Annotated in this window: 22 protein-coding genes, 1 other RNA gene and 1 pseudogene; 8 read left to right on the forward strand and 16 right to left on the reverse strand. The window is 61.1% G+C overall.

All coding sequences use genetic code 11. The features are described 5' to 3' along the window. Positions 1-93: 93 nt before the first annotated feature. The 4 genes and pseudogenes from K6118_RS17455 to K6118_RS00230 all read right to left on the reverse strand — a co-directional run bounded on the left by K6118_RS17455 (position 94) and on the right by K6118_RS00230 (position 2441). A complete protein-coding gene (locus K6118_RS17455; RefSeq protein WP_343269894.1) occupies positions 94-552 on the reverse strand; it encodes a VOC family protein in 459 nt (152 codons plus the stop codon). A gap of 15 nt (positions 553-567) precedes the next feature. Further along, a pseudogene (locus K6118_RS17460) lies at positions 568-963 on the reverse strand (arsenate reductase ArsC); the annotation flags it as partial. Between the two features lie 21 nt (positions 964-984). Beyond that, positions 985-2037, reverse strand: coding sequence for an ACR3 family arsenite efflux transporter (arsB, locus tag K6118_RS00225; protein ID WP_247118111.1), 1053 nt, complete (start codon positions 2035-2037; stop codon positions 985-987). A 26-nt stretch (positions 2038-2063) separates the two neighbouring features. Continuing rightward, positions 2064-2441 (reverse strand): ArsR/SmtB family transcription factor, encoded by a 378-nt coding sequence (locus K6118_RS00230; RefSeq protein WP_247118112.1) that lies wholly within the window; start codon positions 2439-2441, stop codon positions 2064-2066. 117 nt (positions 2442-2558) lie between these two features. Between K6118_RS00230 and ssrA the strand changes: the two genes are divergently transcribed. Beyond that, positions 2559-2934: a transfer-messenger RNA gene (ssrA, locus tag K6118_RS00235) on the forward strand. 166 nt (positions 2935-3100) lie between these two features. Here ssrA and K6118_RS00240 read toward each other — a convergent pair. The 4 genes from K6118_RS00240 to K6118_RS00255 all read right to left on the reverse strand — a co-directional run bounded on the left by K6118_RS00240 (position 3101) and on the right by K6118_RS00255 (position 5773). Further along, positions 3101-3976 carry a phytanoyl-CoA dioxygenase family protein gene (locus tag K6118_RS00240; RefSeq protein WP_247118113.1) on the reverse strand — a complete coding sequence of 292 codons (876 nt, stop codon included), beginning with the start codon at positions 3974-3976 and terminating at the stop codon, positions 3101-3103. Then, positions 3954-4304: a hypothetical protein gene (locus tag K6118_RS00245; protein WP_247118114.1), complete on the reverse strand. Its 351-nt coding sequence runs from the start codon at positions 4302-4304 to the stop codon at positions 3954-3956. The genes K6118_RS00240 and K6118_RS00245 overlap by 23 nt, the downstream gene beginning before the upstream one ends. Further along, on the reverse strand, positions 4301-4936 hold the full coding sequence (locus K6118_RS00250) for an acyl-homoserine-lactone synthase (RefSeq protein WP_247118115.1): 636 nt from the start codon (positions 4934-4936) through the stop codon (positions 4301-4303). Before K6118_RS00250 ends, K6118_RS00245 begins: the two co-directional genes overlap by 4 nt. Positions 4937-5035: 99 nt before the next feature. Beyond that, entirely contained in the window at positions 5036-5773 is a 738-nt protein-coding gene (locus K6118_RS00255) for a LuxR family transcriptional regulator (RefSeq protein WP_247118116.1), read from the reverse strand. A 432-nt stretch (positions 5774-6205) separates the two neighbouring features. On the opposite strand from K6118_RS00255, the gene K6118_RS00260 reads away from it, so the two are divergent. Next, positions 6206-6754 (forward strand): SspB family protein, encoded by a 549-nt coding sequence (locus K6118_RS00260; protein WP_247118117.1) that lies wholly within the window; start codon positions 6206-6208, stop codon positions 6752-6754. 94 nt (positions 6755-6848) lie between these two features. Beyond that, complete coding sequence (locus tag K6118_RS00265; RefSeq protein ID WP_247118118.1) at positions 6849-8459, forward strand: fumarate hydratase; 1611 nt, start codon at positions 6849-6851, stop codon at positions 8457-8459. 53 nt (positions 8460-8512) lie between these two features. Here K6118_RS00265 and K6118_RS00270 read toward each other — a convergent pair whose 3' ends face one another. Next, a complete protein-coding gene (locus K6118_RS00270; RefSeq protein WP_247118119.1) occupies positions 8513-9877 on the reverse strand; it encodes a pyridoxal phosphate-dependent decarboxylase family protein in 1365 nt (454 codons plus the stop codon). A gap of 2 nt (positions 9878-9879) precedes the next feature. After that, positions 9880-10194, reverse strand: coding sequence for an ArsR/SmtB family transcription factor (locus tag K6118_RS00275; protein ID WP_247118120.1), 315 nt, complete (start codon positions 10192-10194; stop codon positions 9880-9882). A 127-nt stretch (positions 10195-10321) separates the two neighbouring features. On the opposite strand from K6118_RS00275, the gene K6118_RS00280 reads away from it, so the two are divergent. After that, a complete protein-coding gene (locus K6118_RS00280) occupies positions 10322-10555 on the forward strand; it encodes a ribbon-helix-helix domain-containing protein (RefSeq protein ID WP_247118121.1) in 234 nt (77 codons plus the stop codon). A 12-nt stretch (positions 10556-10567) separates the two neighbouring features. Here K6118_RS00280 and K6118_RS00285 read toward each other — a convergent pair whose 3' ends face one another. Then, positions 10568-14095 carry an AsmA family protein gene (locus K6118_RS00285; protein ID WP_247118122.1) on the reverse strand — a complete coding sequence of 1176 codons (3528 nt, stop codon included), beginning with the start codon at positions 14093-14095 and terminating at the stop codon, positions 10568-10570. Positions 14096-14354: 259 nt separating this feature from the next. Between K6118_RS00285 and K6118_RS00290 the strand changes: the two genes are divergently transcribed. The 3 genes from K6118_RS00290 to K6118_RS00300 are packed head-to-tail and all read left to right on the forward strand — an operon-like array spanning position 14355 to position 19174. Further along, positions 14355-15824 carry a chloride channel protein gene (locus K6118_RS00290; RefSeq protein WP_247118123.1) on the forward strand — a complete coding sequence of 490 codons (1470 nt, stop codon included), beginning with the start codon at positions 14355-14357 and terminating at the stop codon, positions 15822-15824. Between the two features lie 44 nt (positions 15825-15868). After that, positions 15869-18226 carry an ATP-dependent helicase gene (locus K6118_RS00295; protein ID WP_247118124.1) on the forward strand — a complete coding sequence of 786 codons (2358 nt, stop codon included), beginning with the start codon at positions 15869-15871 and terminating at the stop codon, positions 18224-18226. 36 nt (positions 18227-18262) lie between these two features. After that, the gene (locus K6118_RS00300) at positions 18263-19174 is read left to right on the forward strand and encodes a 50S ribosomal protein L11 methyltransferase (RefSeq protein WP_247118125.1); all 912 of its coding nucleotides are present in this window, start codon (positions 18263-18265) and stop codon (positions 19172-19174) included. Between the two features lie 84 nt (positions 19175-19258). Here the strand turns inward: K6118_RS00300 and K6118_RS00305 are convergent, their stop codons facing one another. The 5 genes from K6118_RS00305 to K6118_RS00325 all read right to left on the reverse strand — a co-directional run bounded on the left by K6118_RS00305 (position 19259) and on the right by K6118_RS00325 (position 25705). Continuing rightward, complete coding sequence (locus tag K6118_RS00305) at positions 19259-19576, reverse strand: hypothetical protein (protein ID WP_247118126.1); 318 nt, start codon at positions 19574-19576, stop codon at positions 19259-19261. Between the two features lie 194 nt (positions 19577-19770). Further along, positions 19771-20751, reverse strand: a complete 981-nt coding sequence (locus K6118_RS00310) for a TIGR00341 family protein (protein ID WP_247118127.1) — start codon at positions 20749-20751, stop codon at positions 19771-19773. Positions 20752-20829: 78 nt separating this feature from the next. Next, positions 20830-23193, reverse strand: a complete 2364-nt coding sequence (gene ligA / locus K6118_RS00315; RefSeq protein WP_247118128.1) for an NAD-dependent DNA ligase LigA — start codon at positions 23191-23193, stop codon at positions 20830-20832. Between the two features lie 6 nt (positions 23194-23199). Beyond that, complete coding sequence (gene recN, locus K6118_RS00320) at positions 23200-24870, reverse strand: DNA repair protein RecN (RefSeq protein WP_247118129.1); 1671 nt, start codon at positions 24868-24870, stop codon at positions 23200-23202. Between the two features lie 25 nt (positions 24871-24895). Continuing rightward, positions 24896-25705 (reverse strand): outer membrane protein assembly factor BamD, encoded by an 810-nt coding sequence (locus K6118_RS00325; protein WP_247118130.1) that lies wholly within the window; start codon positions 25703-25705, stop codon positions 24896-24898. 211 nt (positions 25706-25916) lie between these two features. On the opposite strand from K6118_RS00325, the gene K6118_RS00330 reads away from it, so the two are divergent. Beyond that, positions 25917-26324 carry a helix-turn-helix domain-containing protein gene (locus tag K6118_RS00330; protein ID WP_247118131.1) on the forward strand — a complete coding sequence of 136 codons (408 nt, stop codon included), beginning with the start codon at positions 25917-25919 and terminating at the stop codon, positions 26322-26324. The last annotated feature ends 45 nt before the right edge of the window (positions 26325-26369 follow it).

The raw sequence follows: 26369 nt of genomic DNA on the forward strand, positions 1-26369 counted from the left end.
ATCACAAAACGCCCAACACCGGTCCATTATGCCACAAAAAGGCGTCAGCCCCGAATCTCATCTTTCGGGGCTGATTTCGACTATGCAGTCTGCCTAAGCAGGCGGCTCGGTGCCCGGGACCAAAAAGATCGGCATCTCATCCGCCGGCTTTTCTGCGAGCTGCGCCTCGGTCAGGCGCGCATAGATCTCAATCAGCGTGCCATCCGGGTCCTTAAGCCACAGTTCATGCAGCGGTGTGCCCTTCCAGGTGGTGCGCGGCGGTTTTTCAACATGGGCGCCGAAGCTGACCGCCCTGTGATAGGCGTCCACCACCGCTTCCCGGTCCGACATACCGACCCCGAGGTGGTAGAGCGTATCATGGTGCAGCTCCTTACCGTCCGACACCACCACAACGAAGTTCAAATTGAGGTCCGGCCGGATGAAGGTGGCGTAGCGGTGCGTCCAATCCTTGGGCCAGGTCCCGAGAAGCCAGGCATAAAAGCGCACGCTGGTTGCCAGATCGGCCACACGGATGCTGGCGTGAAACTCGTCCGACGGTGGGCCGTCCGGCACATCCGCCAGCGCCGCCAATACCTCGATGCGGCCCTTGATCTGGTCCCGCGCCGTGCGGAAGCGCTGACGCAGCTCATCAGCCGATACCGTGCTCTCCTTGGGCGTGGGGTCCATAATCGGCCAATGGAGCCGCTTTACAGGGCCGGGAAACACCGGGCAGACGGCATCCGCACACAGGGTGACAACAAGGTCCACCGCGCCTGCGTCGATGTCGTCTACAGACTTGGATCGCTGGGCCGAAATATCGATCCCCAGCTCAGCCATAACTTCAACCGCCAATGGGTTGACACCTGCGGGCTCAGACCCCGCGCTTTGCACGGTCACGTCCGACCCCAAAATGTCCCGGGCCAGACCTTCGGCCATTTGGCTACGGGCGGAATTGCCGACACAAAGAAACAGAATGTTACGCATAACTCTCTCCTATTCGGAAGCTCAGGGCGTATCGAACCAGCGTGCTTTCAGCTTGAGCGCCACCGTGACCAGCGAGATCAGGACAGGTACCTCGACGAGTGGGCCGATCACCGTTGCGAACGCGATCGGCGACGCGAGCCCGAAGGCGGCGATAGCGACCGCGATCGCCAGCTCGAAATTGTTGCTGGCTGCGGTGAAGGAAATGGCCGTGGTGCGGGGATAGTCGATCCCCATCAGCTTGCTCATGACGTAACTGACGACGAACATGATGACGAAATAAAGCGCGAGCGGCACCGCGATCCGGAGCACATCGTGCGGCAGATCGAGCACCATGCCGCCCTTGAGCGAGAACATGGCGACAATGGTGAACAGAAGCGCGATCAAAGTGACCGGCGCGATCTTCGGCAGGAAATGGCCTTCGTACCAATCCCGGCCCTTCCGCTGCATCAGGGTGCGGCGTGTCAGGTAACCGGCCGCGAAGGGAATGCCGAGATAGATCAGAACCGCCTGGGCAATGGTCCAGAAGTCGACATCGACCACCCTGCCCTCAAGCCCGACCATCGGCGGCAGGACGGTGAGGAAAAACCAGGCATAGACGCTGAAAAACACGATCTGGAACACCGAGTTGAAGGCCACGAGCGCCGCCACATACTGATTGTTGCCGCCCGCCAACTGGTTCCAGACGATGACCATGGCGATACAGCGCGCCAGGCCGATCAGGATCAGACCGGTCATATATTCGGGATAGTCCCGCAAGAAAATGACGGCGAGCGCGAACATCAGCACAGGGCCGATCAGCCAGTTCTGGATCAGCGACAGGGCAAGCGCCCGCCGGTCCCTGAACACCATCGGCAGGTCCTCATAATGGACGCGCGCGAGCGGCGGGAACATCATCAAGATCAGGCCTATGGCGATGGGCACATTGGTGGTGCCAAAAGACAGGCTGTCGAGAAACACAGGCAAGCCCTTGAAGGCCGAGCCAAGCCCGACACCAAGCGCCATGGCCGCGAAAATCCAGACTGTCAGGTATCGGTCCAGGAAAGAAAGCCGCTTGCGGGGCATGTCAGTGTCCATGATCGTTTCCTTCGTTTATGGCTATCTCACGCGGCGCCTTCAGGCCCACACGCGCCGGGCGGGCAGCAGATAGAGCCCATGAGCTCGCCCTGGCTCTCCTGTTCAAACACGAGGTTCAGCAATCCTGCGAGCGGGAGAAGTCTGTCCGCATTGAGCGAATAACAGACCCGCGGATGCTCGACCTCGCCCTTGATGATGCCTGCGGCCTTCAAGATGCGCAGATGCTCGGACACCGTGGATTGGGCCAGCCCGACTTCCTCGACAATATCGCAGCCGATACAAGACTGTTTTGCGAGGAGCACCCGCACGATGTGGATACGCGCGGGATGGCCCAGTGCCTTGGCGGTCAAGGCGATGTCGTCGTCGCTATATCCTGCTGTTTCCACTGTCGGCAGCATACTCATGAACACCTCTTATTCGTATATCGTCGATTAACGATATAAAGGACGATGCCCTGGAAGGTCAATGATGAAAATGTCGCACCCCTGCCCGGCTGCGGAATTCCATTTCAGCCGTCATTAGGTCTTTAAATTCGGGGCTGGAACGCTTATATCAGGCGTGCTGGGTAACCAGCTATGGCGATAAACGGCGCATTAAGTAGGTATTGCGGACCCGGGGGCGGTACCCGGCGCCTCCACCAGAAGCGGCCAGAAGGCTGAGAACGGATTTCAGACCGTTTCTGATGGGGGCGAAATAGGATCGACGTGTATTGAACGGTGTATTGCTCTTCGCTCAGGATGGTACCGCTGTGATGGGCCAAAACAAATAAATGCTAACGACAACAACGTCGAGTTTGCTGTTGCTGCGTAAGCAGTCCCAGTAAGCTACATTTATAAATTCCTGGGGGTTGACGCCTTCAGGTGGGGTCCGGGCCACCTAGCAACAGAACGGCCCACTTCTATCCTTTTCCCAGACATTGTTACCTGCCCTGCCCGCCATCCCCGGCGGCGCCTTTATGCTGCCCGCAATAAAAAAACCGCCAAAACCGGGTAGCCACGCCCGGTTTTGGCGGTTGGTCTGCCCCGCCGGAGTCCTGAAAGACGGCGGAACGAGAGAGAGCAGTTTAGGCGGCCATTTCTTTCACCATGGCCTCGATTTCAGGCGGCAGTAGGTCGAGGGTCGGCACAGGGCCTTCCGTCACATCGTCCGCCAGGATGCGCATGGGTTCCTGCCCGTCGAGCCAGCCAAGGTTGGGCCGGTGGGCGCGGTAGCCGATCAGCTCCTGCAGCTCGACCGGAAAGCGCTTCGCCACCTCTGGCGGATAGGCCAGATACTGGTTTTCCGACTGCCGGAGCCAGCCGAGGCTGTAGGAGATCACCAAGCCGTCCCGCGGCGCCTCAGAACGATTGGCACCGCCACAGTGCAGGGCCGAGCCGAGGTAAAGCACCACATCGCCCGCCTCCATGGTGGCGTAATAAACGTCGTCGTAACTGGGCTCGCGCGTGAGGTCGTCTTTGTGCGACCGGGGCCAGATGCGCGTTCCGCCGTTTTCCTCGCTGAAGTCACTCAGGGCCCACATGGCGTTGACCATGAAATGGGTTCCCTGGTGCGGGAACGGGAACATTTCATCGTCGCGGTGCGGTAGTTGTTCCTTCTCGCCCGGTTCGATCCGGATCGCCTGGGTCAGGTTGATTTGGTAGCGGTCACAGAAGGGGCCGAGTATCTTGTTCATAACCCCGGTGACGACCGGGTGGGTCGCCAGCGCCCATGACGCGTCTGATTTTGAGAAAACGCTGCCGAAACGTTTGGTCTGGTAGCCGAAAAACATGCCTTCGCAAGTAGGGTAGCTTTCCAGATGCGGCTTCAGGTCTTCCTGCAGGCGCGCGAAAGTTTCCTTGAGCGCGGGGAAACGCAGATGCACGAGGCCTTCCGTTTCCAGCTCAGCGGTGATGGCGGCGACCGTCTGGTCGTCACTGTCACTGACAATAAGGGGTTTCATAGCACTCATCGTTCGCTCCATCCAAAACAGCCTGAATTTCGGCATAGGTCAGGGCAAAAACCCGGTCCTCATAGCTCATGCCGGCAACGGCATAGAGAATGCGGGCGATCGCCTGCTGGACCCGGGCATGGATCGGCAGGGCGGCTTCTTCCCCATCGGGGGCAGTGCCATGGTCGACGTCGGCAACATCGGCGAGCCGTTCGACCTTGGCCGCGATGGCTTCAACCTTGCTGCCGTCCAACTGACCGAGAAGGAAACCGAGCTGATTGGCTGCGCCGCTGAGATCAAGCGGGGTCGCCTGATTGAATTCCGCTGTGAACACGCTCATACCGCAACCTCCAATTCAGGCACCAATGTGGGTGCGTTATAAAGAACGCTGCCTTCGACACCGCGGGTGGCGCAGACAGACTGATAATGGCTTTCGTCAAGGTCGATCTGGAAGGCGAGGACCACCTCGCCATCGACGACGTCCGGCAGGCCGAGCGGCGTAACGTTCCACCCAGCTTTCAAAATCGTTGGGAACAGCACCATGCTGGCCACGCAGGTCACGTGGCGGATGTCATGCATCAGGCCATATTCGAACAGACCGCAGACAAGCTCGCTGACCGTCCGGTCGCGTTCGAGCAGCAGATGACGCCCTGTCAGGCTGTAAAAGCGGGAAACTTCCCAGGTATCGGCTGCCGTCGGCACCTTGTCGGCGCAGAGGTTCGGGAAAGCTTCACCCAGCAGGTGCGGCTTCTCCGTCGGCAGCAGGCGCATGGCCCCCTTGAGGAGACCCTTGTCGTTGATCGAGAGGAGGTAAATGGTTTCCGCATGGTCGAAACGGTCGCGCTCGATCCCTTTGGCGCAATCGAGGCTCCAGCCCATTTTTTCGACAAAAACCTCGTACCGCTGTTGCCAGAGCTGGCGCAAGTAACTGCGGTATTCAGACCGGTTTACATCACTGACAACATGGATCATGCGGACCTCCATCAATATGTGGACGCCCCATGATCAAACATTCATTTTAATAGGCCTATTGGCCGATCAGACTAGTTTTCGGAAAGTGGTAGCATAGTGCTACCTATAGTGAATCAGGTTCGAGAGGAACGCCTTCACCACAGCCTGTACCCTTGTATGCACGCCAAGCTTTACCTTGGCGCTTTCCACATGGTTATGGACCGTGCGTTCGGCGATCGACAGAATCGCGGAAATCTCCCAGTCCGTCTTGCCCGCGGCCACCCATTCCAGGCATTCGCGTTCCCGGGTTGTCAGCTTGGTGATCGGCTCCACCTGGCCATCGTTCTTATATTTCAGCCTGAGCGCCGCATCATGCAGATAAACGCTCATGAGATGGATGGCATGTTCAGCCGCCGGGTCGACATCCCGGTTTTCCCCGACCACATTCACAGCCCCTGGGAAAGCGCCAACCACATGGATCGGGACCGTCACGCCATACAGAAGCCCGGCATCTTCGGCCTCACTGAAAATCTCGCTCTGCTGGGCGTTCATGCCCTTGGTGACAATCTCGTTCTCCCAGTTGAACGGCAAATGCTGCTTCAAAGACACCTGCAGAATGCGGTCTTTGCGCTCATAGCTGTTCTCGAGATAATAATTGGTCCAGTCCTCGGGGTAATCGGCCAGGAAGACGGCCCCTTCCGGCATGGAGCCGAACTCGACGCAGGAGACGCAGGCATAATGTTCGAAGCCCAGCTTGCGCGCCGTATTCTGAAATGAACGGCCCAGGTCGTCCAAATTGTCGATCGTTTTGGACGATTCAATAAATTCCATTGCCAGTTGGAAATACTCAAGGTTCATAAAGGCAATATAGATGCCTGGGCATCTTCCCTGTTTTTCCGCCCCAGAAGACGGCCTACACCAAACCCGCTCAAACACTTGTCTGGCCTCTGCCCCCAGGCCCCTCACCCAGGTTTCAGCGCCGAAGCCTCACCAAAACTGGCAAGAATTCCACTAAAGTGACAATTGACAGGTTAATAACGATTTAACCGCCTGCTTATGAAACAATCTACACTTTCAATTATGTCTTGCAAACATCCGCCGCGCCAAAACCTGTGTTTGTGCCCTTCCCTGACGGGCGAAAAGGACCGCTCATGAAGGTCCGCCCCCACCGCCCACCAGCACACAACCTGCCTCAGGGTCGTTTTTTTCCTTCACGACCCGGAAAGCTCGTTTTATAAGGGGCGCAATTGGGCTTGACTGCCGCATTTTCAGAAAAGTTTGGGTTACCGCATGTCAGACACCTACATCGACTATGACGCCAAAGTGCAGGATGCCCTGCGCGGTGTCGTCCGTTCAGTCCTTCAGGACACCGAGCGTGACGGCCTCATGGGCGAGCATCATTTCTATATCGCCTTCAAGACCCAGGCGCCCGGCGTCAATATCCCCGCGAGCCTGATGAGCCGCTTCCCCGATGAGATGACCATCGTGCTCCAGCATAAATTCTGGGGGCTGAAGGTCTATGACGACCGGTTCGAGGTCGGCCTTTCCTTCAATCAGAAGCCGGAACATCTGGAGATCCCGTTCGATGCCGTGGTCGGCTTTGTCGACCCCAGCGTCCAGTTCGCGCTTCAGTTCCATGATGAAGGCGATGAAATCGACGCGGAAGAATTTGGCGAGAACGGCGAAATCGAGGATGGCGACATCGTTGCCGAGTTCGCCCCAGCCGTGGCCGAAGCGCCTGAAGCCAACGCACCGCAGGATAAAACCCCGGTAGACACCCCCCCGAGCAACGGCGATGGCGGCAATGTCGTCACGCTCGACGCTTTCCGCAAAAAATAAAATCAGCATCGCCGGGGCGGCTCTCCGCCCCGCCCGCCCGAGCCACAGGCGGGCTTGCCCCTAATTCCCAGTTCCTAATCTGAGGACCCGCATCATGACCGAATGGACCTATTCCAAGCTCTTCCAACTTGGCGAAGACAAGACCGAATACCGCAAGCTCACAAGCGACTTTGTCTCGGTGATCGAGGTGGACGGCAAGCGCGTCCTGAAGGTTGAAGACGAAGGGCTGGAACTGCTGAGCCGCACCGCCATGTCGGACATTGCGCACCTCCTGCGGCCGAGCCACCTGAAGCAGCTTGCCAGCATCCTTGATGACCCGGAAGCCAGCGGGAACGACCGTTTCGTCGCGGAAGAGCTTCTAAAGAACGCTAACATCGCCGCGGGCCGCGTGCTGCCGAGCTGCCAGGACACCGGCACCGCCATCATCGTCGGCAAAAAGGGCCAGTATGTCTGGACCGACGGCGACGACGGCGCACCGCTGACCAAGGGCGTGATGCGCACCTATACGGAGACCAACCTCCGCTATAGCCAGATGGCGCCCTTGAGCATGTACAAGGAAGTCAACACCAAGAACAACACCCCGGCGCAGATCGACATCTATGCCGACAAGGGCATGGAATATAACTTCCTGTTCATGGCGAAGGGCGGCGGCAGCGCCAACAAGACCTACCTTTACCAGCAGACGCCCGCCAGCTTGCGCGAAGACAAGATGATGGCGTTCCTGGAGGAGAAGATCAAATCGCTTGGTACCGCGGCCTGCCCGCCCTACCACTTGGCGATCGTGATCGGCGGCCTGTCGGCGGAACAGAACCTCGCCACGGTCAAGAAGGCCTCTGCGCGGGACTATGACACCCTGCCGACCACCGGTGACGAAACCGGCCGCGCCTTCCGCGATGTCGAAATGGAAGCTAAAATCCACAAGCTCACGCAGAACCTGGGCATCGGCGCCCAGTTCGGCGGCAAATATTTCTGCCACGACGTGCGGGTGATCCGCCTGCCGCGCCACGGCGCCAGCCTGCCCGTCGGCATCGGGGTTTCCTGCTCGGCCGACCGTCAGGCCAAAGCCAAGATCACCGAGGAAGGCATCTTCCTGGAGGCGCTGGAGACCGACCCGGCCAAATACATGCCGGAGATCGACCACAGCAAGCTGTCCGACCATGTGATCAAGGTCGACCTCAACCGCCCGATGAAGGACATCCTGGCTGAACTGAGCCAGTATCCGATCAAGACGCGGCTGAGCCTGACCGGCACCATCGTGGTCGCGCGTGACCTGGCCCATGCCCGCGTGCAGAAGATGATCGAGGACGGCGCACCGATGCCGGACTATTTCAAGGATCACATCATCTATTACGCCGGTCCCGCCAAGACGCCGGAAGGCTATGCCTCGGGCTCGTTCGGGCCGACGACCGCAGGCCGGATGGACAGCTATGTCGGCCCGTTCCAGAAACTCGGCGGCAGCATGATCAGCCTCGCCAAGGGCAACCGCTCGCGCATGGTCACCGACGCCTGCAAGGAAAACGGCGGTTTCTACCTCGGCTCCATCGGCGGCCCGGCGGCCATTCTCGCCAAGAACAACATCAAGCATGTCGAAGTGCTGGATTTCGAGGAACTGGGCATGGAAGCCGTGTGGAAGATCGACGTCGAAGACTTCCCCGCCTTCATCATCGTCGATGACAAAGGCAATGACTTCTTCAAGGACCTCTAAGGCCCCAAGACTTTAAGCGGAAAGGGCGGCCAATCAGCCGCCCTTTTCATTTATCAGCCGATCACCGCTTCCTTGGCAGCCCGGATGGCGGCCAGAGACCGGTCGACATCCGCCTCGGTCGTGCGCCAGCTTGAAATCGCGATCCGGATGGCATCGCGCCCCAGCCAGTGGGTCGGCCCGAACCAGCATTCGCCAGACGCCTCCACGTGCGCACGGATGGCCTTGAGCTCCTCCGGCGTGCCGATGGTCGCCACCACCTGGTTGAGCATAACATCATTCAGCACCTCGAACCCGATATCTTCAAGCCCGGCGGCGAAAGCACGCGCGTGAATGCGGAAGCGGTTAAACATATCGATCAATCCCTGACGGCCGAGGCTGGCCATCGCGGCCCACACCTCAACCCCGCGCGCGCGGCGGGACGATTCAGGCACCCGGTCTTTCGGCTCGCCCATCGCTTCCGGCAAATAGGCGGCTGAGATACCCATTGCCCGGTGAAGTGCTGCGGCTTCCTTCACGATCACGATGCCGCAGTCATAGGGCGTGTTGAGCCCCTTGTGACCGTCGGTCACCCAACTGTCGGCAAGCACGATCCCTTCGGTCGTCTCGGCGAGGTCATCCAGCGCCAGCGCCCAAAGGCCGACGGCCCCGTCCACATGCACCCAGGCACCAACCTTGCGCGCCTCACGCACGATGGCGCCGATCGGGTCGATGGAACCGGAATTCACATTGCCGCACTGGGTACAGACGAGCGTCAGCGCATCCAAAGGTGGCAGCGCATCCGCGCGCATCCGGCCTTCACTGTCCACCGGCACACGCGTTACCCGGTTGCGGCCGAGGCCCAGCATCGCCAGGTCTTTCTCGATCGTGGCATGGACATCATCTGACACCACGACCTTGATCTCCGGCGCGCCATAAAGGCCGTCCGCCTCCACGTCCCAGCCGGCGCGGGCGAGAAGCGCACTCCTGGCCGCGGCGAGCGCGGTGAAGCTGGCCACCGTCGCGCCCGTCGTCAGGCCCACGGCGCTTTCACGCGGCAGATCGAGGAAATCAAGCAACCAGCGGCAAGCGACATCCTCGATATAGGTGCCCGCAGGTGAGTTGACACTCGAAGTTACGACCTGGTCCCAGGCGCCCGCCAGCCAGTTGGCCGCCACGGTCACCGGCAGCGCACCCCCGATCACGAAGCCATAATACCGGCCACCCGCGTTCGCCACTGTGGCCGGACTGCCCGCGCCATGCAGGCGGTCGATGACGTATCGCGGATCGATACCGACCTCCGGCAAGGCCTCATCGAACGCACTGAGCCCGGCGCGCGCGGCAACGCCGGGGAAAACCGGCATATCGGGCAGGCCCTCGATATAGTCGGCAGCATGGGCGGCGGCGAGGTCTAAAAGCGGCGCGTATCGGGGGTCCGTCATGGTCATAAATCCTCGCTGATAGTCCGCTTGAGGCGGCTGATCGCCGCTTCGTCGCGGCGGTAGAAGGTCCAGCCCTTCTTGCGGGTGGGGATGATAAGCCCGGCGTCCGCCAGCACCTTGAGGTGCCGGGCCGCCGTCGGTTGGCTGACCCCCAGCTTGTCGGTGATGAAGTTGGCGCATACGCCGTCGGTGATCAGGTCGCCATCCACCTGCGGCGGAAAGTTGCCCACAGGGTCCTTCAGCCAGTCCAACACCTGAAGCCGCTTGTCACTCGCCAGTGCCTTCAGGGCCATTTCAATCTGCTTGTCTATCGTCATATAGCAATATTGCTATATAGATGACAAAACGACAAACCAGTTTTCGTTGCCGCCGCCATAAGCGGAGATTGAACAGGCTTGCGTCAAGCGGCTTGACCTCAGGCGCCACCGGTGCAACATCGGGGACATGCTGAACCTTGAAGACGCAAAGCTTGAAAAACATTCGGTGACCATCGCCGGGCACCGCACGTCTATTTCGCTGGAAAAAGGCTTCTGGCGGCACCTGCGCGTCATTGCCGAAGCGGACGGCCTGTCGATCAATGAACTGGTCCGGCAGATCGACGAGGCCCGGGCAGGTTCGTTAAGCGGGGCGCTCAGGGTGCTGGTGCTCCAGCATCTGGAAAGCAAGGCGGGGGCTTAAGCGCCCCTTCCCTCACTTGGGCTTGCTGCCGGGCTCCTGCTTCTTGGCTGTGTCGTCTTTCTTCTTCGTGTCAGCCGTTTCCTGCTTTTTCTTCAAGGACATAAGCATATCGAAGGCCCGGCCGAACACCGCAGCCCCCGGGTTGGCTTCCGCCCCTTCCCCGGTCTTCTGGGCCTGCTGCTCTTTGAACAGGCTTGACCGCAGACGGCTTTCCACCCCGGAGATAACAAACTTTTCAAGCGCGCGGCTGGTCCAGTTTGCCGCCGGATCATCCAGCCTCCCCTTATAGGTGACCGGAATCGCGGGCGTGTCCGGCGGGCTCGTGAGCGCGAGCACGCCTTTCATGTCCATCTGCCGCGCCAGCAGGTTGATCTGACCATCGAGGGTTAAGTTCCCCCATGTCCCGGCAGCCTTGGCGGTTTCGACAAGCGCGGTACCGCCATCGAGCGTGAAGCTGGCATCCATATCGCTATAGGTGGTCTGCCCGGTCCGCAACAGACCGCCAACCACATTGAGGAATGAAAGCCCCGACGGCGCCGACCTTATTTCCTGCACAAGCTGCGGCACCGAAAGGAAGTTGAGCGTGCCCGCACGCCCCTTGAGGACACCATGCCCCTTGGCGGAGCGGAGGATCGCGTCGCCGCTTGCTCCTTTCGCATCGAAATCGAAGGTGAAGCCCGTGCTACCGCTTGCGATGCCGCCCAAGCCTTGCGCCTTGAAGAAGCTGCCGATATCGACGGAATCCAGCTTCATCCGGCCGTTCAGCACCGGGATCTTGCCGTCCTTGAGGGTAAAACTGCCTGCCGCAGGTGCGCCGTTCAGTTTGGCGTCGGCCCCGAGGTCAAGCGTCAGCGTGCCCTTGTCGGCCACCGCCGTCGCATGGGGCGCATCCAGCCGCTGGCCCGAAATAGCCAGGCTGTCAATCGCAAGCGCGACTTTCCCGCTGTAACCTTCCCAGCCTGTCGGCATCTGGAAGCTGTTGTCGGTCTCCGGCGCCGCCGAGCCAAGACGCCCGGTGCGCACCCGGTACCCGGCGAGCTTCAGACTGCCGGTTACATCCGCCGTGCCTTTACCGGCAAGCGCGCCGCGCAGAGAGGCCCCGCCATTGCGCATATCGACACCGTCCAGACGCCAGCCGCCCTCCTCCAGAACGAGGGTAAGGTCGGCGTGGACCGGCTCAGCCGGTTCAGGCGCTGCAAGCCCGAGCCCAAACCGCCTGAAGGCCTGTGCCGCCACCTTATGGTCATAGGTAACCTGGATCTTGCGGCCCGCGGGCGCCATGCGGCCATCCGCAATAATCTGCCCCCCGGCGAGGTCCCCGCTCAGGCGCAGGGCCAGCGGTGCCCCGGCTTCCTGACGCGCGGCGCTGACCGTCAGCGACGCAGGCAGGTTGCGGGCATCCTTGAGCCCGAGAAGATGCATCAGCGGCGCCAGATTCTTGTGGCTGACCGTGCCTTGCACATTGAGGGCATCAAGTGCCCCGCCTTTCACCCCGGCGCTGCCGTTCAGGACCCAGGTGCCCACCCCCTGGTCCAGATGGCTGGACAGGCGGAGGTTGCTCATGGGGCCGGTCAGGCTCACCTTACCGCTGACGCTGTTTGCCCTGAGGGCCGTCAGATACGGCTTTGCTTCCGGCATGAAGGCCCGGACAAACGGCAGTCGCCACTTGTCGGCGTTCAGGTTGAGGTCCGCGACCCAGGTGTCGGCATCGTGGCGCAGGTCCCCGGCCAGGGCCAGGCGGCCGTCTTCATAGGAAACATCGCCTGCTTCCAGCGACAGATGCTTGCCCCCGGCCTTACCGTTCAGATGAACATTGCTGAACTGGCTGCCCTGCCACAAAAGCGCCCCTGCCTGCAGGTCGAACGCCATGGGCTTCAGCGGCATCAGGGCCGCGAAGTCCGCCTCGCCCTTGCCAGCTTTCGCCATATAGGCATCCAGATTGACCTGATCGACTGTCAGCGCCACGTCGGTCGGCATCCCGTCATCCCGCGCGCCAGAGATATGGCCCTTGAGCGCCATGGTGTCGACCTTGCCCGTGAGGTCCTTGAGCGACCAGTCGTCCGCGGAAACGGTAAGCGTGCCACTAAGGTCCGCAGTGGCGAGCCGGCCCGGCTGCACGCTCTTGGAAACATCACTCCCGAGCCATTTCAGAAACGCCTGCAGGTTGCCTGAGGTCATCCGAACCTGGCCTTCGCCACCGTCCTTGAGGGCAACATGCCCCTGGAAGGACACCGCACTGCCGCCCGGCATCAGGCCTTGAAGGCTGGTCACATAGGGGCCGTCAGGCGCGAGACCGGCTACAGCTTCCAAATGCTGGACAGCATCGCCGCCGATCTGCAGTGCCTCCACCGAGATATCGAGCGTACCCGTCAGGGGCATCTTCATCGCTTGGGCCTGCCCCTTGCCCTTGGCGGGGGACTGCACCGAGGCCGGAGCCGGGGACTGCGTAGAGGATTGGGCTGGGGACGAACCAGAAGGCTGAGCTGAAGACTGGGCCTGAGCCGGAGTGCCCTCAGCCTTCACCGGCAGCGTCTTGAAAGCATCCGCCCAGGGCTTCAGGTCGATAATGCCGAGGGTCAAGGCACCCGCCACATGCGGCTGACCGCCTTTTTGCGCAAGCGTGAGGTCCAGCCGGCCCTGCGTGCTGCCAAGCTCCACCTGCCTGGAAACAAGATGGGTGACATCGCCCTTGCGGTCCGCCTGCACATCGAGCGAGAAACCCATGTCCGGCATGGTCACATCAGCCCCACCGCCCACAAAGACGCGGCGCGCGGCGCTCAGGAAATTCTTGAGACTGTCACCGGAAAGCTGGATACGACCGGCCCCGTCCGCGGCCCCGACCCGGCCGGACAGCGTCATGGTGCCGCCCTGGAGGGTGAAGTCACTCTTGAAGGCGAAGTCGTCCCGTTCGGGTGACGGCCGCATTCTGCCGTCCGTGGTTACTTTCTCGCCCGCGCTGACGAAAGTGCCCTGCCATTCCAATGGCCCGGACGGCACCATGCCCGAAAGCTCGAAGGAAAGGTCCTCCACCACGCGCGCGGGTGTGCCGTATGGCTGGATATTGATCCGCCCGCCATTGACCTGGAGCTTATCAAGCTGGATGGCCGTCGGCGTGCCCCCCGTATCCGTGCGCTGCGGCCAGCCTTTGACTCGCCAGCTGCCATCCGCATCCTCTGCCACCTTCAGGCTGAGACCATCGAGATTGAGCTGGGAGACGGCGATCTGCCCGCTCAGGAGTTCAGAGAGCCCGAGCTTCATTTCGATCCGGTCGGCGGTAGCGACAGCGCCGTCCGTACTTGCCGCCCCTTCAGGCGTGATGCGCACAGACCGGGCGGACACCAGCGGGTGCGGGAACAGGGCGAGCTTCACGTCGCCCGCCAGTTCCACCCGCATTCCAAGCTGGTCGGATGCCATGGCGGCCAGGGTACTGCGGTACTGATTCCAGTCCAGAAAGTTCAGGAGAACCGACAGGAGAATGATGAGACCAACGATACTTCCCGCCACCCAATAAGCGATTTTGGCGAGCTTGTTCTGTTTCACGTCCGGCCTCCGATTCGTGGGCATTCATCCGCCCATTCCTACCGCCTATAAGTATCCGCGGAATTGGGGCAAGGATACGGCGGAATTTCCCTCTCTGTCTATGTTGACGGCGCGTAAACTCCTGTTAGGATCACCGCCAACCGATTCGGCCCTGACGCCCCCTCTGAAACGCAGCTTCCCAGACCGGATGCATTCCAGACCGGGCGCATTTTCGAATACCAAAAACATTTGTAATGCTTACCGCTTACAGGAACGCCCCATGCCGTCGCACTTGCATCATTTGACAGACCACCGCGCACACCGCGTCTGGCTGACACGCTGGACACGGCGGATCATGTTCGTGCTTGGCGGCCTGACAGTGGGCGCTTTCGCGGTCGGCATGGCCTACATGGCGGATGAAGCACACCGCGCCTTCGGTACCGTGCTCACACGGTGGCCGGTCGTGGCCTATATGCTGCCGCCCATCGGCCTGGGGCTGATTGCCTGGCTGACGATTCGTTTCTTCCCGCTGGCCAAGGGCAGCGGCATCCCGCAGGTGATCGCCGCCCGCCAGCTTGCAGACATCAAAGCCCGCAAGGCGCTTGTCTCCATGAAGGCGTCGATGGCGAAAATCGCGATGCTCGGGGTCGGGCTACTGTGCGGTGCCTCGATCGGCCGTGAGGGACCGACCGTGCAGGTTGGCGCCGCCATCATGCTTTTGTTCGGCCGCCTGTCCCCCCACCGCCAACCGGGCCTGTTGCTTGCAGGGTCCGCCGCGGGCGTGGCTGCTGCCTTTAACGCACCGCTTGCCGGGATCGTGTTCGGGATCGAGGAAATGAGCCGCTCATTCGAGGTCCGCACCAGCGGCCTTGTGCTCGGCACCGTGATCGCCGCGGGTCTGACCTCTCTCGCCGTTCTTGGGAACTATGCCTATTTCGGCCAAACCGTTGCCGTGCTGCCGATCGGCCCCGGATGGCTGGCAGTTTTCGTCGCCGGTGCCGTGTGTGGCTTGGCCGGCGGCCTGTTCAGCCGGGTCCTGGCAATCGCAGCCGAAGGCTTCCCCGGCAAAGCCGGTAAATGGGTCAAGGCGCACCCGGTCATGTTCGCCGTCCTGTGTGGCGCGGGTGTCAGCCTGTGTGGCTTTGCCGCGGGCGGTAGCGTCTTCGGGACGGGCTATGAAGAATCCCAGTCGATCATGAGCGGTGAAAGCAATCTCTCGCCGCTGTTCGGCCCGCTGAAACTTATCGCCACCGCGCTGTCGTCCATCAGCGGCATCCCGGGCGGCCTGTTCTCCCCGTCCCTCGCTGTCGGCGCCGGGATTGGCGCCAACCTGAGCCACCTGATGCCGGACGTGCCGATCAGCGTGTTCGCTATCCTGTGCATGGCCGCCTATCTTTCCGGTGTCGTGCAGGCCCCGATCACCAGCTTCGTCATCGTGTCCGAAATGACTGAGAACCACGCATTGGTGCTGCCAATTATGCTGAGCGCGCTGATCGCAAACGGCGTCTCCAAGCTGGTGTGCAAGGAAGGCGTTTACCAGATCCTGGCGCTTAACTTCATCGGCGACAGCAAGCTCCGTCAGCCGACCATGCCGGTCGTGGAACCGGACGCGCCCCTGCAAAGCGAGCCCGCCCTCCAGGAAGATGCGCCCACCGTCCCTGCAGAAAGCTCTCAGGCTGAAAACGTTCAGGACGAAGCCATCCCGCAGCAAGCAGACGCCGCCAACCCGGACGAGACCAAGGCAGACTGAAACGGCGCTTGGCCCCGGCTGCAAGCGGATGCTATAGAAGCGCGATGATGAACGACCCCTTCGATCTGGACGATTTCGACGACACGCCCGCCCCGGCTGCAGCGCACGCGCCTGCGGGTGATCCGCCTTACCTTGAAGGCCTCAACGCACCCCAGCGCGAAGCCGTGCTAGCAACCGAAGGCCCGCTTCTGGTTCTCGCGGGTGCAGGTACCGGCAAGACCCGGGTGCTGACCACCCGGCTTGGCCACCTGATGGCCACGGGCAAGGCTGCCCCCTGGAACATCCTGGCTGTTACCTTCACCAACAAGGCTGCGAAGGAAATGCAGGACCGCGTCGCCCGCGTCATCGGCCGCCCGGTCGAAGGCATGTGGATCGGCACCTTCCACAGTATCTGTGTGCGAATCCTCAGGAAACACGCCGAGCTTGTCGGCCTCAAATCCAACTTCACCATCCTGGACACAGACGACCAGATCCGGCTTCTGAAGCAGCTTATCCAGGCCGAAGGCATCGATGACAAGCGCTGGCCCGCCCGCGTTCTTGCCGGTCTCATCGACCGCTGGAAGAATCGCGCGATCAGCCCCGGCAAGCTGCCGGAGGGTGAGGCCCACGCTTACGCCAACGGCCTGGGGTCCAAGCTGTACCGGCTGTATCAGGAACGGCTTCAGGTCCTGAATGCCTGTGACTTCGGCGACCTGCTGATGCATGTCATCACACTGTTCCAGACACGCCCGGATGTGCTGAAGGAATATCACCACCAGTTCCGCTACATCCTGGTCGATGAGTATCAGGATACCAACGTCGCCCAGTATCTGTGGCTCAGGCTGCTGGCCCAGGCCACGCACAATATCTGCTGCGTGGGGGATGACGATCAGTCCATCTATGGCTGGCGCGGCGCTGAAGTTGGCAATATCCTGCGCTTCTCCGAGGATTTCCCGGGCGCCAAGATCGTCCGGCTTGAGCAGAATTACCGCTCCACCGGTCATATTCTCGCGGCCGCCTCAGCGCTGATCGCCGCCAACGAAGGCCGCCTGGGCAAGACCCTGTGGACCGAGGACGAAGACGGCGAGAAGATCGAAATCCGCGGTGTGTGGGACGCGCCTGAGGAAGCCCGCCTGATCGGTGAGGAAATCGAAAACCTGATGAGCAAGCAGACGCCGCTTTCGGAAGTGGCCGTGCTCGTCCGCACCGGTTTCCAGATGCGCGAGATCGAGGAACGCATGATCACCCTCGGCCTGCCTTACCGCGTGGTCGGCGGCCCGCGTTTCTATGAGCGCGCCGAAAGCCGCGATGTGCTGGCCTACCTGAGGGTGATTGCCCAGCCGGATGACGACCTGGCGTTCGAGCGCATCGTCAATGTACCCAAGCGCGGCCTCGGGGACGCGACCCTCCAGAAGGTTCATCACATCGCCCGCGCGCACGGCATTTCGCTGACCCGCGCCGCGCGCCAGATTGTCGAACTGGACGAGCTTCGCCCCGCCGCGCGTAATTCGCTGCGCGGTTTGATGGATGATTTCGACCGTTGGCGCGGCCTCCTGCAGACCTCGAGCCACGTGGAAATGACCGAAATCATGCTCGAGGAATCGGGCTATATGGAGATGTGGCAGAAGGACAAGTCACCCGATGCCCCCGGCAAGCTGGAGAACGTCAAGGAACTGGTGTCCGGCATGGGCGAGTTCGAGAACCTCGGCGGTTATCTCGAACACATCTCGCTTGTGATGGATAACGCCAGCAATGACACGGCGGAGAAAGTCTCGCTGATGACACTCCATGCCGCCAAGGGGTTGGAATTCGATACCGTCTTCCTGCCCGGCTGGGAAGAAGGCCTGTTCCCGAACCAGCGCGCGCTGGATGAAACCGGCATGAAGGGGCTGGAGGAAGAACGCCGCCTCGCCTATGTCGGGCTGACGCGGGCCAAGAAAAAAGCCTATGTGCTGTTCGCGGGCAACCGCCAGGTATTCGGCCAGTGGCAGTCCAGCCTGCCGAGCCGGTTTATCGACGAACTACCCGGCCATCTGGTGGAGATGGATAGCGCCCAGGGCATTTATAACCGGCAACAGCCTCGCCCCGGCGGCTGGGGTCAGGATGACTGGTCCGGTGACCAAGCCGGCTACTACACCAGTTCGGGCGACAAATACGGCCCGGGCTACAAACGCGCACAAAGCTGGCGTGACCAACAGCAGACCAGCTACCGCCGACCGTCCGCCCCCACCATCGAAGGCCGGGCGACCCGCGTCAGCAAACCCAAGCCCACGCCTATCAGCGACTATGCGGTCGGCGAGCGGGTTTTCCATGACAAGTTCGGCTATGGCCTCATTGAGGATGTCGAGGGCAACAAACTGCTTGTGGCCTTCGATAAAGCCGGCACCAAACGCGTGGTCGACACTTTCGTGTCCCGCGCCTAGGGCTTGACCCTAAGCCATTTTTCAAAGGAGCTTCCCATGACGAGCGATATCTGGTGCCTCAAAGGCGAACTGAGGCAGGAAGACTCCGCCAAGCTTGAAACCATCCTTGAACAGATGGCCGAAGAAAGAGGCGTCTTCCCGCCCACCCTGTCCATGTTCGAACAGGCGCCGGATGAGCCCTGGGTCATCGAAGTTTTCTTCCCCGAAGCCCCGGAAAGCGGCTTTGTCGAGGAAGTCATCGAGCGCATGGGCGGCAGCGACTGGGTGGAAAGTTTTGAACCGGTTGAGGAAAAAGACTGGGTGGCGGAAAGCCAGAAGCTGCTGCAACCGGTGGAAGCCGGGCGCTTTTTCGTCTTCGGCAGCCATGATGCCGACAAGGCCCGCCCCGATGCCATCAACCTGTTGATCGACGCCGGGCAAGCCTTCGGAACCGGCAAGCATGAAACCACGTCCGCCTGCCTGGATGTTCTGGACGAACTGGCCGATAGCCTCACGCCGAAAACCATGCTCGACCTCGGCACCGGCTCAGGCGTGCTGGCCCTGGCCGCCCAGAAGGTCTGGCCTTCGCTTGAGATCGTCGCCAGCGATATCGACCCCATCGCCATCGATGTGACGGTAGAAAATGTCGAGATCAACAAGGGCGTCGCCCGCACAGCCGGAACGCGCGGCGCGGGCATCGCCTGCATCGTCGCCCCTGGGCTTGACGACCCGGCCTTCAAGGATGAAGGACCCTTCGACCTGATCTGCGCCAATATCCTGGCCGGTCCGCTGATCACCCTCGCACCCGATATTACCGGCGTCCTTGCCTCCGGCGGCACCCTTGTGCTGTCCGGCCTGCTTGTGACCCAGGAAAAAGAAGTCCTCGCGCCTTATGAGGCGCAAGGACTAGACACTCAGGGCAGAGTGGAGAAAGGGGAATGGCTTGCGCTGGTTTTGCGCAAGCCCTAGGCCGCTTGGGAGGAACGGCCTAGATCAGGAACGGGCCAAAAGGGAGTTGGGGAGGGAGGAACCCGTTCCTTTGGGGGGAAATCCTTAGTGGGCGAAAGCACCACCGCCGAAGTTGCCGCCCTTGAAACCACCACCCAGGCCGCTCGGACGAACGATCCGGAACATGTAGGGTTTCTTGGGATCTTCAGCCTTCATCATGCCGAATTCGGTCATGAGGGAGAAGAAGTCACCTTTGGCAGTAAGATCAGAAACAAGACCACGCGCGCCTTCTTCAAGGGCGACAAGCATGAATTGTTTGTCATCCGACTTACTCACAACACCGGGAATATTACCTTTCGACGCCATCAGGCCCATAAAGGTGAAGGGATTAATTTGCTCAACCATTTGTGCTGCATTTGCCATTGGGGCTTCTCCTGAAATCTTGCTCGCTGAACATTTTGTTTTATTTGTCAGCTGTCTTGCTGACAGAGCCTAGATAGGCCCGCTCTTCGCGAATAAAAAGTGCATAAAAACGCAGGCTAGCCATGCGTTAAACGCATGGCTATATCGCAACACAACCGTAATATTGGAATATCTAGACTGACTGGTCTTTTTGTTTATTGCGCGACGCGAAAAGAGGCCGGCAGCAGGTCGATCGCGATAATCAGGGCGGCCAGGAGAAGGGACCACACAAGAACACCGCCATAGACATAGGGCTTGGCCATGCGCCGTTCGAACCATTCACGGGCGCGGATACCCTTGGCCATGAAAACCATGAGCCCGGACAGGTTCACGCAGACGACGTTGACGCTGAGGAGCAGGAAGGCCCCGAAGGCGGCCTTGAAGTCCATCACCCCGATCATGAAGCCACAGGTGGCCGCAGGCGGCAACAAGGCCACAGCGACCATCACGCCCACCAGCGTCATCGACAGGCCGGAGGTAAGCGAAAGCACCCCAGCCACCCCGGAGGCAGCCGCCAGGGCCACGCTGCCGATGCCAACTTCCGTGCGGATCAGCAGTTCATGGCTTGCCGGGGGTTGGTGCCATATGAGGCCGGTGACGGCCGAGATGAACACGGCGAAGGCCACACCGCCTGTGCCGGTCCTGAAGGCCTTCCACATCAGTTCCCGGTCCCCCAGGCTGGTGCCGAAGGCGAAAGCCAGGTTCGGGCCAAGGAAAGGCGCGATCACCATGGCGCCGATAATGACGGCAACATTGTCCTGCACCAGGCCGATAAGCGCCACAATGGTGGAGAGGAAGGTCAGGACAAGATACGAGAGGTCGAAATGCACACCCTGCCCGATCTTCTGATACAGCTCCTCACGGGTGTCGCTGGCGCCCGGCATCTCGACGGGCGGCAAGGTGGCATCGACCGGCATGATGTCGATCCGCGCCTTGGAGGAGGTGTCCAGAAGCTTCTGGAGCTCGTCGATGAGTTTCTGCCGGCGTTCCGTGCCGATCAGCATGAAATAGAGGGCGTGGTCGTCCTCAAGCTCGGTGCCCTTGTAGAAGGAAATAACCCCGCCTGTCTGCGCGAGCTTGCTTATGCTGGCTTCCGCCGCGATCGGCGCTGTTACCCGCAACAATTTGATTGCCATGGCTTTCCCCCTCTATTTCCAGCCAGCGTACCGGCGCGGGGGAAAGACGGCAAGCTTAAGTCGTGTCAGGCTGCCCGCTTAGCCGCCGATGAGGCCGAGCCATTCGTCTTCGGTCATGACCGCCACGCCCAGGTCCTGCGCTTTCTTGAGCTTGGACCCTGCCCCCGGCCCGGCGACGACAATATCCGTCTTGGCGGAAACCGAGCCCGCCACCTTGGCCCCCAGGCTTTCCGCGCGTGCCTTGGCTTCGTTCCGGGTCATCTTCTCCAGCGTTCCGGTGAAGACCACCGTCTTGCCGGAAACCGGGCTGTCGGACGCCTGCGCAAGCGCGGGGTTCACACTCAGATAGTCAAGAAGCCGAGTCACCGCCTTGCGGTTGCGTTCCTCGAAGTAAAAGTCCTCGAGATTCAGTATCGCATCGACCCCGATGCCATCAATGTCCCCCAACACGGCATTATGCTTGAGAAGCGCGCGGGCATCCTCAAGCGGGAAGCGGAAACCGTCCCGCTCCAGGAAAGCCGCGACAGTCTCCAGATGCTGGAGCTTCACATTCTCCTGCTTGAGCTTGCCGCTTTTGATCTGCTCCACACGCTCGGCGACCAGTTCAACATAGCCGTTCGGGTCGCTGAGCAAATCGCCCGGCTTGAGCGCATCCTGAAACTTCTTCAGCTTCGACAGCGTCATCAGCACATAATTGAGCGAGGACACGTCCTGCGGCTCCAGCCCCTCCGCGAGGTGTCCAAGGATGGCGTTGGCTTCTTCAAGATAGGCGATCAGCGCCTCAACCGTGCCGAACTGACGCGTGAGCATCTTCGCGGTTTCCTGCCCGATCGACGGGATGCCGAGCCCGAACAGAAGCCGGTGGAAATCGATGGTGCGCCGGTCTTCGATGGCGGCCAGAAGGTTTTCGACCGACTTGGCGCCGAAGCCTTCCTTGCCTGCGAGCTCCTCCTGCTTTTCAGGCAGGACGGCGAAAATGTCAGCGGGTTCATGCACCCAGCCCCAGGCGTCAAACGCTTCGACCTGCTTGTCGCCCAGGCCTTCGATGTCGAAGGCATTGCGGCTGACGAAATGCTTGAGCCGCTCCACCCGCTGGGCCGAGCAGATCAGGCCGCCGGTGCAGCGCACCACCACGTCGTCACCTTCCGCCACGGCCTGGGAGCCGCAAACCGGGCAATGGTCGGGAAAATCAAACGGCACCGCATCGGCGGGGCGTTTCTCCAGCACCACTTCCACCACTTGCGGGATCACGTCACCCGCACGCTGGATGACGACGGTATCGCCCACGCGGACATCCAGCCGGGCAATCTCATCCCGGTTATGGAGGGTGGCGTTGGAGACGACCACACCGCCCACAGTGACCGGTTCCAGCTTGGCCACCGGCGTCAGGGCGCCGGTACGGCCGACCTGGATGTCGATATCCTTGAGGACGGTGGTTGCCTGTTCGGCCGGGAACTTGTGGGCGATCGCCCAGCGCGGCGCCCGCGACACCATGCCCAAGCGGTCCTGCCAGTCCAGCCGGTTGATCTTATAGACCACGCCGTCGATGTCATAATCGAGCGCGGCGCGCTGTGCCTCGATCTTGCGGTACTGCTCGATCGCGGCCCCAGCCCCGTCGCACAGCACCATCATGGGGTTGATCTCGAAGCCCCAGTCATGAAAGCGTTCGATGACCGCCATCTGCGTGTCCGCCGGCAGGCTGTTCGCCTCACCCCAGGCATAGGCGAAAAAGCGCAAGGGCCGCGAGGCCGTGATCGACGGGTCAAGCTGACGCAGGGAGCCCGCCGCAGCGTTGCGCGGGTTCGCGAAAATTTTGGCGCCAGCGGCTTCCTGCGCTTCATTGAGCTTCATGAAGTCGGCCTTGCCCATATAGACCTCGCCACGTACCTCAAGGATGTCGGGCCAGCCGGCACCCTTCAGCGTTTGCGGGATCGTCGCAATCGTGCGGGCATTCACCGTGACATTTTCCCCGACCGAGCCATCCCCGCGCGTAGCCGCCTGAACGAGCTTGCCGCTTTCATAGCGCAGCGCGAGCGAAAGACCGTCGATCTTGGGTTCGGCGGTAATCTCCACCGGCTCATGCGCGCCAAGGCCCAGGAAACGGCGGACCCGGCCAACGAATTCGGCGACATCGTCATCGGAAAAAGCGTTGTCGAGCGACAGCATGGGCCGCGCGTGCACCACCTTCTCGAACTTGCTGGACCGCGGCGCGGCCCCGACCCGCTTGGACGGGCTATCCGCACGCACAAGCGCCGGGAACCGGGCCTCTATCTCATTGTTCCGCACCCGTAATGAATCGTACTCGGCATCGCTTACGACCGGATCGTCATGGGCATAATAGCGCTGGTCATGGAAAGCGATTTCCATGGCGAGGCGGGCAAGTTCACGCCCGGCCTCAGCTTCAGTGAGGTCTTTCACGGGTATGGTCGAGGCGTCGGCCATAATGTCCTATCCATTCATATCCAGAAGGCGGTCGGCCGCCGCGCGGGCCTCATCGGTGATCACCTCACCGGCCAGCATCCGGGCGATTTCCTCCCGGCGCTCATCACGCGAAAGCTCAACCACTGTGGTGCGGGTCGTCGCACCTTCATCGCGTTTCGAAATTTGGAACTGCTGATCGCCGCGCGCCGCCACCTGCGGGCTGTGGGTGACGACCAGCACCTGCGCGCCTTCGGTCAGGCGCTTCAGGCGCTCGCCCACAGCACTGGCGGTCGCGCCGCCAATGCCGCGGTCAACCTCATCGAATACCATCACCGGCGTGCTGCTGCCGCGCGCGAGCACGACCTTGAGCGCAAGGATAAACCGCGCCAGTTCGCCGCCAGACGCAATCTTGATCAGCGGCCCGAACGGTGTGCCCGGGTTGGTCTTGACCTCGAAGCTGACACGGTCGCCGCCATGCGGCCCCCACTCGCCTTCCGGCAGCGCCTCGATATCCGTGCGGAACTGCGCTTTTTCCAGTTTCAGCGGCGGCAATTCGTCCATGACCAACCGGTCCAGCTCCATCGCGGCGGCCGTACGAGCCGCGGACAGGTTAGCAATCGCGGACTTGAGCGCCTTCATGGCCGCGAGCTCAGCCTGGCGCGCGTCTTCAACCGCGGCATCCCCGGCATCGAGCGCCGCCAGCCTGGCTTCCAGCTGCGCGCCGAGGACGGCAAGGTCATCCGGCTGGCAATTATGCTTGCGGGCGAGCCTGCGCATCTCGAACAGCCGCTCTTCCACCCGCTCCAGCTCATTGGGGTCGAACTCCAGATCGCGCTGGAGGGCATCGAGAGCAGCCAGGCCTTCGCCCAGTTCAATCGCGGCGCGGTCCAGCGCTTCGATGACAGGGGTCAGGAGCCCCGCGACGCTGGCGTCCGCACGTTCCATCCGGCGGAGAACGCCGCGGACAATGGCATCGACCCCACCATCGGCGGCAAGCTCATCCTGATAGCTATTGAGGTCTTCAGCCAGCTTTTCGCCCTGCATCATCAGCGCGCGGCGGTCGGCAAGCTCGCTTTCCTCCCCCGGTTCCGGCGACAGGCTGGTCAGTTCCTCGACCGCATGGCGCAGGAAGTCCTCATCCTTGCGCGCGGCTTCCAGGTCAGCTTCGGCAGCCGCCAAGGCCTTCTTCGCCTGGGCGTGCGCCTGCCACGCGGTTTTCACCGCGTCGATCTTGTCGTCATAGCCACCGAAGGCATCCAGAAGGTCCCTGTGGGCGCCCGCATCCAGAAGCACACGGTCATCATGCTGGCCATGCACTTCAACCAGAAGCGCGCCCAGGTCGGAAAGCAGCCCCTGGCTGATGGCCTGGTCGTTGGCCCAGGCACGGCTGCGACCGTCCGCCGTAATCTGGCGGCGCAGGATAACGAAGCCGTCCCCGTGGTCCATGCCCTGCTTAGCCAGCAGTGCACAGGCGGGATGATCGCTTGAAACGTTGAATTCGGCGCTGACGCTGCCCTGAGGCTGGCCCTGGCGCACAAGCGCCCTGTCGGCGCGCGCGCCGGTCGCAAGCCCCAAGCTGTCCAGCAGGATCGATTTACCGGCGCCGGTTTCCCCGGTCAGCACAGTAAGGCCGCCAGCCAGATCCAGATCCAGCTTGTCGATGAGAACTATGTCGCGAATGCTGAGACCGGTCAGCATCCCCTTACCCCCTCATAGAGCCGTCTCAGAACGGCCAAAGCTTGCTGAGCCAGGAGCCTTTCTTGGCTTCCGGCTTCATGTTCTTGCCGCTCAGGAGATTATAGCTGTAACGGTACCATTTGCTGCCCGGGAAGTTGTGGCCGAGCACGGCTGCCGCCATCTTGGCTTCGTCATAGATGCCAAGCGCCAGGTAGCATTCGACCAGACGGTGCAGGGCTTCAGGCACATGGCTGGTGGTCTGATAGGTTTCCACCACATGGCGGAAGCGGATCACAGCCGCCAGATATTCCTGCCGCTTTTCATAGAAACGGCCGATTTCCATATCCTTGCCGGCAAGGTGATCATGCGCCAGCGCCAGCTTCAGCTTGGCATCGCGGGCATAATCGCTGTTCGGATAACGGCGGATAACCTCTGTGAGGGCCTTTTCGGCTTCCTCGGTCTTGGCCTGGTCCCGCCCGACATCGGACACCTGCTCATACTGGCAGAGCGCGATGAGATAATAAGCATACGGCGCCGAACGGTTACCCGGGTGCAGCTGCAGGAAGCGCTGCGCCGCCAGGATCGCGTCGTCATAATTGTTGGCCATATAGTTGGAATAGGCCGCCATCAGCTGCGCCCGGCGGGCCCACACCGAATAGGGGTGCTGGCGCTCTACCTCATCGAAAGCTTTGGCTGCGAACTTGTAATGGTGTTTCTGAAGCTGGTCCTGCGCCAGGTTATAGAGGACATCGACATCCCGCGCGACATAGCGGTCTTCGTCATCTTTGGAGCTACAGGCAACCAGGCCCAATACCATCAAACTCAAAACGGATTTCTTCAGCCACTCTGCTGTCATGTCAGCTCCATGTCCCGCTCGCACGCGTGTATTGTGAACCAAATGCGTGCTTGCAATTCCCCCATAAGGTTGTACCTTTAACCTTATGCAACTTTCAGTATTATTTTACACTCTTTCGAGTGAACCGCTCCCGCGAGCGCAGGCGCATTCTCTAGCACAGGATAAAGCAAGCGCCAACGGAGAATAACCACCTTGCGACAGGAGAGTTTCTATGCGGCAACATCATGACGAAAGTATGGACATTGCCACACTGTCGGCCCGAAAAGCCGACCTGATCGACAAGCATGTGGGTCAACGCCTCAGAGACCGCCGCCGACTTCTCGATATGTCGCAGCAGGATATCGCCAATATTCTCGGCATTTCCTATCAGCAGGTGCAGAAATATGAAAGCGGCCTCAACCGCATCAGCGCTGGCCGGCTGTACCTTCTCGCCCACATCATGCGGACGGAAGTCGGCTATTTTTACGAAGGCTTACCACCTGGGGATGAGCTCTTGAACGGCCGCATCAGTGAAGCCGACCTTATCATCCCCGACCTGGACACATTGCCGAACGTCAATGTCCGCGATGCCCTGACCGATCTCGTCCGCGCCATCAAGGACAGCAAAATGATGCGATGACCCCCTAACCCCATAAGAGGCCCCCTTAAAATAAAAAAACCGCCT

It is taken from the genome of Kordiimonas marina (genome assembly GCF_023006325.1).
Lineage (GTDB): Bacteria > Pseudomonadota > Alphaproteobacteria > Sphingomonadales > Kordiimonadaceae > Kordiimonas > Kordiimonas marina.

What these genes read in the sequence shown, in the direction of transcription:
- arsB (WP_247118111.1), bottom strand. Translation starts at nt 2,037, where the DNA reads ATGGACACTGACATGCCCCGCAAGCGGCTTTCTTTCCTGGACCGATAC.
- K6118_RS00230 (WP_247118112.1), bottom strand. Translation starts at nt 2,441, where the DNA reads ATGAGTATGCTGCCGACAGTGGAAACAGCAGGATATAGCGACGACGAC.
- K6118_RS00240 (WP_247118113.1), bottom strand. Translation starts at nt 3,976, where the DNA reads ATGAAACCCCTTATTGTCAGTGACAGTGACGACCAGACGGTCGCCGCC.
- K6118_RS00245 (WP_247118114.1), bottom strand. Translation starts at nt 4,304, where the DNA reads ATGAGCGTGTTCACAGCGGAATTCAATCAGGCGACCCCGCTTGATCTC.
- K6118_RS00250 (WP_247118115.1), bottom strand. Translation starts at nt 4,936, where the DNA reads ATGATCCATGTTGTCAGTGATGTAAACCGGTCTGAATACCGCAGTTAC.
- K6118_RS00255 (WP_247118116.1), bottom strand. Translation starts at nt 5,773, where the DNA reads ATGAACCTTGAGTATTTCCAACTGGCAATGGAATTTATTGAATCGTCC.
- K6118_RS00260 (WP_247118117.1), top strand. Translation starts at nt 6,206, where the DNA reads ATGTCAGACACCTACATCGACTATGACGCCAAAGTGCAGGATGCCCTG.
- K6118_RS00265 (WP_247118118.1), top strand. Translation starts at nt 6,849, where the DNA reads ATGACCGAATGGACCTATTCCAAGCTCTTCCAACTTGGCGAAGACAAG.
- K6118_RS00270 (WP_247118119.1), bottom strand. Translation starts at nt 9,877, where the DNA reads ATGACGGACCCCCGATACGCGCCGCTTTTAGACCTCGCCGCCGCCCAT.
- K6118_RS00275 (WP_247118120.1), bottom strand. Translation starts at nt 10,194, where the DNA reads ATGACGATAGACAAGCAGATTGAAATGGCCCTGAAGGCACTGGCGAGT.
- K6118_RS00280 (WP_247118121.1), top strand. Translation starts at nt 10,322, where the DNA reads ATGCTGAACCTTGAAGACGCAAAGCTTGAAAAACATTCGGTGACCATC.
- K6118_RS00290 (WP_247118123.1), top strand. Translation starts at nt 14,355, where the DNA reads ATGCCGTCGCACTTGCATCATTTGACAGACCACCGCGCACACCGCGTC.
- K6118_RS00295 (WP_247118124.1), top strand. Translation starts at nt 15,869, where the DNA reads ATGATGAACGACCCCTTCGATCTGGACGATTTCGACGACACGCCCGCC.
- K6118_RS00300 (WP_247118125.1), top strand. Translation starts at nt 18,263, where the DNA reads ATGACGAGCGATATCTGGTGCCTCAAAGGCGAACTGAGGCAGGAAGAC.
- K6118_RS00305 (WP_247118126.1), bottom strand. Translation starts at nt 19,576, where the DNA reads ATGGCAAATGCAGCACAAATGGTTGAGCAAATTAATCCCTTCACCTTT.
- K6118_RS00310 (WP_247118127.1), bottom strand. Translation starts at nt 20,751, where the DNA reads ATGGCAATCAAATTGTTGCGGGTAACAGCGCCGATCGCGGCGGAAGCC.
- ligA (WP_247118128.1), bottom strand. Translation starts at nt 23,193, where the DNA reads ATGGCCGACGCCTCGACCATACCCGTGAAAGACCTCACTGAAGCTGAG.
- recN (WP_247118129.1), bottom strand. Translation starts at nt 24,870, where the DNA reads ATGCTGACCGGTCTCAGCATTCGCGACATAGTTCTCATCGACAAGCTG.
- K6118_RS00325 (WP_247118130.1), bottom strand. Translation starts at nt 25,705, where the DNA reads ATGACAGCAGAGTGGCTGAAGAAATCCGTTTTGAGTTTGATGGTATTG.
- K6118_RS00330 (WP_247118131.1), top strand. Translation starts at nt 25,917, where the DNA reads ATGCGGCAACATCATGACGAAAGTATGGACATTGCCACACTGTCGGCC.